Source organism: Ardenticatenales bacterium (genome assembly GCA_020634515.1).
In the GTDB taxonomy this organism is placed as follows: domain Bacteria; phylum Chloroflexota; class Anaerolineae; order Promineifilales; family Promineifilaceae; genus JAGVTM01.
Genome location: JACKBL010000006.1, coordinates 264,562 through 275,652, shown reverse-complemented (window position 1 = coordinate 275,652; position 11,091 = coordinate 264,562). Strand labels below are relative to the sequence as shown.

2 protein-coding genes are annotated in these 11,091 nt (G+C 64.4%); both read left to right on the top strand.

Going from position 1 to position 11,091, the window contains the following annotated elements; translation table 11 throughout:
• The first annotated feature begins 29 nt into the window (after positions 1 to 29).
• Positions 30 to 6,434: an amino acid adenylation domain-containing protein gene (locus H6650_17085; GenBank protein ID MCB8953723.1), complete on the top strand. Its 6,405-nt coding sequence runs from the start codon at positions 30 to 32 to the stop codon at positions 6,432 to 6,434.
• Positions 6,435 to 6,464: 30 nt separating this feature from the next.
• Positions 6,465 to 11,051: an SDR family NAD(P)-dependent oxidoreductase gene (locus H6650_17080; GenBank protein ID MCB8953722.1), complete on the top strand. Its 4,587-nt coding sequence runs from the start codon at positions 6,465 to 6,467 to the stop codon at positions 11,049 to 11,051.
• Positions 11,052 to 11,091: the final 40 nt, after the last annotated feature.

Below are 11,091 nucleotides of genomic sequence, written 5' to 3'. Positions count from 1 at the left end.
TCTACCCGCTTTCTCCAACCCAGGAGGGTATGCTTTTTCACACCCTGCGCGAACCAGAAACAGGCGTGTACATGGAGCAGCTTGTACTCACGCTGCACGCGCCATTGCCGCTGGACGAGTCCGCTTTCCGCGAGGCCTGGCAGCAGACGCTGGCGCGACACGCAGTCTTACGCACCGCTTTCGTGTGGGAAAAACGGGATAAACCTTTACAAGTCGTGCTGCGACAGGCGCAATTGCCGTTTACGAACGAAGATTGCCGGCATCTTTCCCCCCCGGAACAAACAGCCCACCTGCAACACTTCCTGCAAACGGACCGTCGGCGCGGCTTCGACTTGAGCAAAGCGCCGTTGGCGCGGCTGGCCCTCTTCCAAACGGCGGATGATGTCTACGAAGTCGTCGCCACCTTCCACCACATCATCAAAGATGGCTGGTCCGGCCCCATCCTCCTGCGCGACGTTCTCACCTTCTACGAAGCAGGACGAAAACAGCAACCGGCGCCACCGCTGCCCCCACCCCGCCCCTATCGCGATTACATTGCCTGGTTGCAGCAACAAGATACGGCCCGCGCGGCGGCATTCTGGCGAGAAACATTGCGCGGCTTCACTGCTGCCACGCCCTTCTCCGTGGACACCATCGACCAGAGCAAGGCCCGCCACGATAGCCGTCATCGGTACGAACAAGGGCGGCTTTCACTGCCGGCGGAGTTGACCACGCGGTTAAATGTGCTGGCCCGCGCACACCAATTGACCCTCAGCACGCTGGTGCAGGGGGCCTGGGCCATCCTCCTCAGCGCCTACAGCGGCGAGGAGGACGTGGTTTTTGGGGTGACGATGGCCGGGCGTCCGGCGGAAATTGCCGGCATAGCCGCCACCGTCGGCCTCTTCATCAACACCCTGCCCCTGCGCGCGCGGCTCTCCGGCGAACACAAGCTGCTTCCCTGGCTGCGCCAGATACAGCAAAGCCTCCTGGCCGTGCGCCACCACGAACACAGCTCCCTGGCCGAAGTACAAAGATGGAGCGACATTCCTCCCGGCCAACCGCTGTTTGAAAGCATCGTCGTCTTTGAAAACTACCCCCTGGACGCCCCCGCCACGCCGGGCAACAACAGCCTCTCCGTGCGCGCCGTGCATTCCGTTGAACAAACCAACTATCCGCTCACCCTGGCGGCGCTGCCGGGGACATCGCTCACGCTGCTGCTGGATTATGACCGCTCGCGCTTCGAGGCGGACGTGATCGACCGTCTGCTGGGCCACTTGCACGCCATTTTGCGGCAATTCGCCGACGATCCAGAGCAACCACTGGCGCAAATCTCCCTACTTACGCCGGCGGAACGTCACCAACTGCTGCACACCTGGAACAAAACGGAACGGGATTTCCCCCTGGGTCAGCCGCTCCATGAACTTTTCCGCCGGCAGGCGCAACAGTCGCCGGAGCAAATTGCCCTTGTCTTTGGCGCGCCATTTGGCGCGGCATCTGACGCGGCATCCTGGACGTATGCCGAACTGGAACGTCAGGCCAACCAACTGGCCCACTTCTTGCGCCAGCGCGGCGCTCGGCCAGAGGACCGCATCGGCATTTACATGACCCGTTCGCCGCATATGATCGTCGCACTCTGGGCCACGCTGAAGGCGGGCGCGTGCTTTGTGCCCCTGGACCCGACTTATCCGACGGAGCGGCTGGGGTTCATGATGGCAGATGCCGGCATTTCCCTCCTCCTCACCCAACACACCCTCCTCACCCAACAGCCCATCCCCGTCCCCCCCCATTGCCTCACCATCCCCATTGAACAAGAAACCGCCGCCATCGCCGCCCAAAGCGACACCCCACCCGCCGTCCCCATCCGCGGCGACAACCTGGCCTACCTCATCTACACCTCCGGCTCCACGGGGCAGCCCAAAGGCGTCCTCATGCCCCATGACGGCCTGGGCAGCATGGCGCGCAGTCAGATCGAAGCGTTCGCCGTTGGCCCCGGCAGCCGCGTCCTGCAATTCGCCTCCTTCAGCTTCGACGTATCCATCACGGAAATCTTGATGGCCCACCTCTCCGGCGGGACCCTCGTGCTGGCCCCGGCGGAGGCGCTGCTCCCCGGCCCCGACCTGCCCAAGCTGCTACAGCAGCAGCGCATCACCACCATCACCCTCACCCCTTCCGTCCTGCAAACGCTGCCGGACGCCTCCCTGCCCGACCTGGAAACCATCATCCTCGTCGGCGAACCATGCGCCGCGGAACTGGCGCGCCGCTGGAACCGGGGCCGCCGCCTGATCAACGCCTATGGCCCCACGGAAACAGTTTGCGCCACCATCGCCCCCACCCTGGACCCCGACCGCCCACGCGCCGTTGGTCGGCCCATGGGCAACACGCGCGTCTACGTCTGCGACGCACACCAGCGCCCGCTCCCCATAGGCGTGCCCGGTGAGCTGCTCATCGAGAGCGCCAGCCTGGCGCGCGGCTATCACAACCGGCCCGACCAGACCGCGCGCCAGTTTATCCCCAACCCATTTGTCGCCGAACGCCCCCCACTGGACCCCGTCCGCCGCCGGCTCTACCGCAGCGGCGACGCCGGGCGCTGGCTGCCGGATGGAACCCTGGAATTTCTAGGGCGATTGGATAACCAGGTGAAAATAAATGGCGTGCGCGTGGAATTGGGGGAAATTGAGAACAGCTTGAACACGCATCCGGGGGTGCGGGAGAGCGCCCTGCTCTGGCGAGATGGCCCCTCCGGGAAAAAACAGTTGGTCGCTTATTTCGTTCCTGCCGCGTCGCCCGGCCCGGCGGCGGGCGAGCTGCGCCACTTCCTGCAACAAACGCTGCCACCGCCCATGATCCCGTCCGCTTTTGTGGTGATGCCGGCATTTCCCCTCACCCCCAACGGCAAAATCGACCGCCACGCCCTCCCCGCGCCCCCGCCCACACCAACCCAGACACCCCACTCCTACACGCCACCACGCACCGCCGACGAAGAAACAATGGCCCGCATCTGGGCGGAATGCCTGCAACAAGAGCGCGTCGGCATCCACGACAACTTCTGGGAACTGGGCGGCCATTCCCTCCTGGCGGCGCGCATCGTCGCCCGGACGCAGAAGGCGTTCCAGATTGATTTGCCGCTGCAAGCCCTGTTTGACGCCCAAAACGTCGCCGCCCTCACCGAACGTGTACGCGACCTGCGGCAAACACCACCGGCAGCGGAACCGGCGGCGCTGCCCCACGCTCGACGAGATGCGCCACTGCCGCTTTCTTTTGCACAGGAACGCCTCTGGTTTTTGCATCGACTGATGCCGGCAAACCCATTCTACAACGTCACCACCGCCGTCACCCTGCACGGTCCGCTGCATGTGTCCGCGCTGGAAAACAGCCTGCACGACCTGATCCGGCGACACGAATCGCTGCGCACCATTTTTCCCGTTCATGATGGGCAGCCGTGGCAGAGGATCATGCCGGCATTCCCCCTCCCCATCACCCACGCCGACCTGCGCCATCTCCCGCCCGATGAGCAAAACACCCAGGAGCAAAACCTGGCCCATCGCCAAAATCAGGAACCATTTGACCTGGCGCAAGGACCATTGCTGCGGGCGCTGCTCGTCCAACGCGCCGCGGAAACCCACCACCTCTACCTCACCATCCACCACATCGTCTCTGATGGCTGGTCGCTGGGCGTGATCGTGCGCGAAATCGGCGCGCACTACCAGGCCAATTTGAACGGCCGGCCCGCCAACCTGCCAGAACTCCCGTGGCACTATGCGGATTATGCCGCCTGGCAGCGGGAATGGTTGACCGGAGGCGTGCTGGCAGAGCAGCTTGCCTACTGGCGCGACAAACTGGCCCACCTGCCCACGCTCTCCCTGCCGGCGGATTATCCACGCCCCGCCGTGCCCACCTTTGCCGGGCGGTCACTTTCCTTCACGCTGCCGCCGGCGCTGGTGCGGGCGCTGCGCGCACTAAGCCGACAGGAAGAACTCTCGCTGTTCACCCTCCTGCTGGCCGCCTTTCAAACGCTGCTCTACCGTTATTCTGGACAGACGGACGTGGTCGTTGGCTCGCCCATCGCCAACCGGCGGCGCGTGGAAGTGGAAGACCTCATCGGCTTTTTTGTGAATACGCTGGTGCTGCGGACGGATCTTTCCGGCGCGCCCACGTTTCGCGCGCTCTTGCAACGGGCGCGGATAGTGACGGAGGAGGCTTTTGCCCACCAGGATGTGCCTTTTGAGAAGTTGGTGGAGGCTTTGCAGCCGGAGCGAGACTTGAGCCGGTCTCCTCTTTTCCAGGTGGCGTTCGTGTATCAAAATGCGCCGATGCCGGCATTAAGCCTGCCCGCGCTACACCTCGAACCCCTGGAACAAGAGGCGGAGACCGTCCGCGGCGACCTGGAATTGCAACTGTGGGAGCCGGCAAACGAAAATGCCGGCATCATGCGCGGCGCCCTCACCTACAGCAGCGAACGCTTCCACCCAGACACCGCCGCCCGCCTCATCACCCACTTCCAAACCCTGCTGCACCACCTCGTCGCCAACCCCGACGCGCCCATTACCCACCTGCCCCTGCTCACGGCTAACGAGCAAGCACAGCGACATCAATGGAACGACACCCGCGCCCCTCTCCCCGATGTCCATGGTTGGCACGAATGCTTTGCCGCGCAAGCGGCACGCACGCCGCACCTGCCGGCGCTCCTCGGCGATGGCCTCTCCCTCACCTATGTGGAACTAGACGCCCGCGCCAACCAGTTGGCCCACCACCTGCAGAAACGGGGTGTCGGGGCGGGCACGTTGGTCGGCCTACATCTGGCACGGTCGCCAGAAATGATCATCGCCCTGCTGGGCGTCCTGAAAGCAGGCGGCGCATATCTTCCGCTGGACCCGGCCTACCCCGCCGCACGGCTGCGCTTCATGCTGGCGGATTCGGGCACGGCTTTGTTGCTCACGCAAATGGACGCGGATCGGGGGGGAAATGCCGGCACAATTCCCACAGACACGATCCCCACCATCGATCTCCGCCGCGACTGGCCCCAGATCGCCGGCGAATCCACGGCAAACCCACCCGCGCCCACCACGCCCAACCAACCCGCCTACGTCATCTACACCTCCGGCACAACCGGACAGCCCAAAGGCGTTCTCGTCCCCCATCGCGGCCTGATCAACGTCAGCCAGGCGCAAGCCGCCATGTTTTCCTTGCAGCCGGAAGAACGAGTACTGCAATTCGCCTCGCTGAACTTCGACGCCTCCATTTTTGAGATCGTGATGGCTCTCAGCGCCGGAGCCGCCCTTTGCCTGGGTACGCCGGAACAGTTGCTGCCCGGACCGCCACTGCTGGCGTTTCTGCGCCGGTGGCGGGTCAACCTGGCGGTGCTGCCTCCATCGGCGCTGGCCGTCATGCCCGCGGACGATCTGCCCCACCTGCACATCATCACCGTGGCCGGCGAAGCGTGCCCCGCCGCTGTAGCCCAGACGTGGGCGCGCGGGCGCGCCTTCTTCAACCTGTATGGCCCCACGGAAGCCACCATCTGGACCACCGTGGAACGGGTAGACGCAGCCACCGCAGACGCGCCTCCCCCTATTGGCCGCCCCATCGCCAACACCCGCGTCTACGTGTTGGATGAGCAGATGCAGCCGGTTCCGGTGGGGGTTCCGGGCGAATTGTACATCGGCGGCGTGGGCGTGGCGCGGGGCTATCTGCACCGCCCCGCTCTCACAGCGGCCTCATTTGTGCCCGACCCATTCGATGTGCAACCGGGCGCGCGTCTTTACCGCAGCGGCGACCGGGTTCGTTTCCTGCCGGATGGTCGCCTGGCATTTCTGGGGCGCGTGGACCAGCAGATCAAGTTGCGGGGTTTTCGTATTGAGCCGGGAGAAATCGAGGCGGCGCTACGGGCGTATGGCAACTTGCGGGAGGCCCTGGTCATGGTGCGGGAAGATGCGCCGGGCGATAAACGGTTGGTTGCTTACCTGGTTTGGGATGAGTCCCCCCCGTCGGCGACGGCGGAACTGCGGGACTTTTTGCGAGAGCGGCTGCCGGCATACATGATACCGGCGGCGTTCGTGAATATGCCGGCATTCCCCCGCAACCCCAACGGCAAGATCGACCGTCGCGCCCTGCCCGCGCCAGACGCGCGCCCCGCCGGAGTTCCCGTTTCGCCACGCACACATATGGAAGAGATAATTGCCGGCATCTGGCGGCAGCTCCTCAACCTCAAACAAATCGGCATCCACGACAACTTCTTCGACCTCGGCGGCCACTCCCTCCTCCTGGCCCAGGTCCACCAACAAATCAGCGACACCCTCAACCGCCCCGATCTCCCCCTCACCGACCTGTTCAAATACCCCACCATAGCCACCCTTGCCCGCCACCTCAGCGGAGATACCGCGCCCGAAAAAACACTACCCGCCGCCCAGACGCGCGCCGTCGCCCGCCGCGACTTCCTGCGCGACCGCGGCCGCCGCTGAACCACCCCGCACCCGATCACCGAGGTTCCCATGAACAACGCCCCTCCCGCAGAAATCCGCCGCTACGACATCGCCATCATTGGCCTGAGCGGGCGCTTCCCCGGCGCGGAAGACCTGGCCACGTTCTGGCGTAATCTGGCGGGCAGCGTGGAGAGCGTCACATTCTTCAGCGACGACGAACTGCTGGCGGCCCACGTCCCCCCATCCCTGCTTAATCACCCAGCCTACGTCAAAGCGCGCCCTATCCTCGCGGACATCGATCTGTTCGACGCCGCCTTTTTTGGCCTCTCCCCGCGTGAAGCCGACATCATGGACCCACAGCAGCGGCTATTTCTGCAAACGGCCTGGCACGCACTGGAAAACGCCGGCTACGCGCCCACACGCTACGCGGAACCTATTGGCGTCTACGCCGGCGCCAGCATCAGCACCTACCTGCTCAATCACCTGATGCAGCATCAAGCCCACGTGCAAGACGTCGGCCAGTTCCAGGTTTTGCTGGGCAGCGACAAAGACTTCCTCCCCACCCAAACCGCCTACCGCCTGGGACTAAATGGCCCCGCCGTTGCCGTACAGACGGCCTGCTCCACCTCCCTGGTCGCCGTACACCTGGCCTGCCAGGCGCTCCTGACGTATGAATGCGACATCGCCCTGGCCGGCGGCGTCTCCGTCACCGTGCCGCAAAAAGTCGGCTACCGCTACGTCCCGGAGGGAATCGCCTCGCCCGACGGTCACTGCCGCCCCTTCGATGCCCAGGCGCAGGGAACAATCGGCGGCGAGGGCGTGGGCGTGGTGGTCTTGAAACGATTGTCGGAGGCGGTCGCCGATGGGGACATGATTGACGCCATTATTCGCGGCTCCGCCATAAACAATGATGGGCAGCGCAAGGTGGGATACACCGCGCCCAGCCAGCAGGGGCAGGCGGAAGTGATCGCCGCGGCGCTGGCTGCCGCCGAGGTGGACCCGCGCACAATCGCCTACGTGGAGGCGCATGGCACGGGAACGGCTCTGGGTGATCCCATTGAGGTGGCGGCTTTGACACAAGTGTTTCGGGAAAGCACCGCTGACCGCGCCTTTTGCGCATTGGGCGCGGTCAAGGGAAATATCGGTCATCTGGATGCCGCTGCCGGCATTGCCGGCCTGATCAAAACCATCCTCGCCCTCCAACAGCGCCAGATTCCCGCCAACGTCAACTTCGCCGCCCCCAATCCGGCCATTCCCTTCGCCGACACGCCCTTCTACGTCAGCACCGAGACCGGGGCATGGCACAGCAGCGGGGGACCTCGCCGCGCCGGCGTCAGCTCCTTCGGCATTGGCGGAACCAACGCCCACGTCATTCTCCAGGAAGCACCCGACGCCCCCCCCTCTCCCCCATCCGTGGGACCTCACCTCCTTCTCTGGTCCGCCAAAACGGAAACCGCCCTGGCGCAAATGACAACCAATCTGGCCGCCCACCTGCGCGCCCACCCCCACGCCAACCTGGCGGACGTTGCCTACACCCTGCAAGTGGGGCGCACCCCCATGCCCTATCGACGGATGCTCCTGAGCCAGGACGCCATCGCCGCGGCCACCGTGTTGGAACAGGACGAAGGCAGACAGGTGCGCGACGGCGTCACTGCCGGCCGCCATCGTCCCATCTACTTTTTATTTCCCGGCCAGGGCGCGCAGTATCACGGCATGGGGCAGGCGCTTTATGCGCAGGAAGCGATTTTTCGCCAGGTGGTGGATCAGTGCGCCACCCTTTTGCGGCCAAACCTGGGGTTTGACATTCGTCAGGCGTTATTTGCGCCCCCAACGGACGCAGGGGAAGATGCCCCCATCAACCAGACAAGCCTGGCCCAACCCGCCATATTTGTCATTTCCTATGCCCTGGCTCGACTGTGGCAGTCCTGGGGCATCACGCCCCAAGCAATGATCGGGCACAGCATTGGCGAATACGTCGCCGCCTGCCTGGCCGGCGTCCTCAACCTGGAGGACGCGCTGCGGTTGGTAGCTGAACGGGGCCGCCTGATGCAAAAAATGCCGCCGGGGGCAATGTTGAGCGTCCACCTTTCCGCTGCCGCGGCCGCCGCCTATCTGACGCCTGATGTCGTCCTGGCCGCCATCAATGCGCCGGCGTTGTGCGTGTTATCCGGTCCCGTCACCGCGATTGCGGCGCTGCAAGCGAAATTCGCGGCGGCGGGCATCCGCTGCCGCCGTCTGCATACCTCGCACGCTTTTCACTCTCCCATGATAGAGCCAATGCTGGCCGAGTTTGCCGCCTGCGCCACCCGCGCGCGCCGGCTAAAACCCCAAATCCCGTTCATTTCCAACGTGAGTGGAACCTGGATACGGGATGAGGAAGCCACGGATCCCGCTTATTGGGTCAGACATGCGCGAGAAACCGTGCAGTTTGCCGCCGGTGTGCAAACGCTGGCGGCGGAGCCGGAGGCGATCTGGTTGGAGGTAGGCCCAGGCCGTTCGTCAGGCATTTTGGCACGGCAGCAGACGAGCGCCCCCGTTTTTGCGTCGCTGCCCGGCCCGGCGGAGAACACGGACGAACGCACGCAAATACAAATGACGTTGGGGCGCATGTGGCTGCTGGGCGTGGAGGTTTCCTGGGAGCAGATGTACGTGGGGCAACGGCGGCGACGGCTGCCCCTTCCCGGCTATCCCTTTGCGCGCGAGCGGCACTGGGTGATGGCAGCGGAGAACACGACGGCGCCGCCAACAACGGAAACGGCGACCGGCCATTTCCAGAATGACCCCGCGCGGTGGGTATATGCACCTACCTGGCGGCAAACCGTGCCGCCGCCGGAAACGGCAGGCGATACGGGACGGTTTTTGCTTTTGATGAAGCCAGGCAGCATCGGGGAGGGATTGGCGCGGGTGCTGCGGCGACATGGGCATGAAGTGGTTATGGCGACACCCGCGCCGCGGTTTGCGCGTCTGAGTCGGGATCATTTTACGCTGCGGCCGGATGACGCCGGGGACTACCGGCGATTGATGACGGCTTTGGCGGAAGATGGCAGTCGGCTTGACCACATTGTGCATTTGTGGCTTGTTTCTCCTCTGGAGACGGGTGAGCCACTGGCGGCGCTGCCCCGGTATCTGAGAGACGGTTTCTACAGTTTGCTGTTTTTGTGCCAGGCACTGGAGGCGCAATGGGCCGGGAAGTTGGTGGTTGTGTCCAGCGGTGCGTATGATGTGGTGGGAACGGAGACGGTGCAGCCGGCGCAGGGGATGTTAGCGGGTGTTTGTCGTGTGGTGGGGCAGGAGTTTCCGCGAGTGGTGTGCCGGCATTTAGACATCCCCCAACCGGACGAAACCAACGCCGGGCAACTGGCGCGCGAGATAATGAGCGAAGGCGGGGAACCGATTGTGGCTTTTCGGGGGCGGCGGCGCTGGATGCCGGCATTCACCCCCATTACCCTACCCGACACCGCCCCGTCTGCCCTACGAGAAAAAGGCGTCTACCTCATCACCGGCGGTCTTGGCGGCCTCGGCCTGGCACTGGCCGGCCACCTGGCGCGCACCCTCCAGGCCCACCTCATCCTCGTCAGCCGCACCCCCCTGCCGCCCCGCGCCGAATGGGACACCTGGCTCACGCATCACGACGACGAAATCGCCGCCACCCTGCGCCAACTGCGACAAATCGAACAGGAAGGGGGAAAAATCCTGCCCTTCGCCGCCGACGTGACCGATCTGGCCGCCATGCGCGCCGTCATCAGTCAGGCAGAAGCGCAATTTGGCCCTATCCGGGGCGTCATTCACGCCGCCGGCGTTCCTGGGGGCGGCCTGATTGCGCTAAAAACCAGGGAGGCGGCGCGGCAAGTGCTGTGGCCGAAAGTACAAGGGGCGCTGGTCCTGGACACGCTGTTCCACGACGCCCCACTTGATTTCTTCGTATTTTTCTCCTCCCTGGCCGCCGTTCTGGGGGGCGTGGGGCAGGTGGACTACGCCGCCGCCAACGCCTATCTGGACGCCCTGGCACATGCCCGCGCGGCCACCCATCCGGCGCGGCGCACCCTTTCCCTCAACTGGGATACGTGGCGCGAGGTGGGCATGGCTGCCAGAGGAAACGTGACGGTGGCGGCCTGGCGCGAGAATCTGGCACAGGGCATTCCGCCCGCGGATGGCGTGGCCCTGTTCGCGCGCTGCTTGCGCCAGGCGTCTGCCCCATTCGCGCAACTGCTGATTTCGACCCGCGATTTGCCGGCACGGATCGCCCATAGCCAACAACCGGTTTCTCAGGAAATGTCCGCGCTCGCCCCCGTTGCGCCACACGCCCGCCCCACCCTGGACACGCCCTACACACCACCACGCAGTGATATAGAGCAAGAACTGGTCGCCATCTGGGAGCAGCTTCTGGGCGTGACGCCGGTCGGCATCCATGATAATTTCCTGGAAATGGGCGGGCATTCCTTGTTGGCAACCCAGTTGATGTCGCGCGTGCAGGAAACCTTTGGGGTGCAAATTCCGTTGCGCCGTTTTTTCGAGGCGGCCACCATTGCCGACATGGCCTGGCTGGTCACCACGACGCAGTTAGAGCAGGTGGACGCGGGTGAATTGGAAGCATTGTTGGCGGAGATGGAGAATATGCCGGCAGAAACACCTCCCGACTCTGACGACAATGGCTAACGGGATGGCGCGGATTCGTCCCGCGATAGAGAAAATTGGT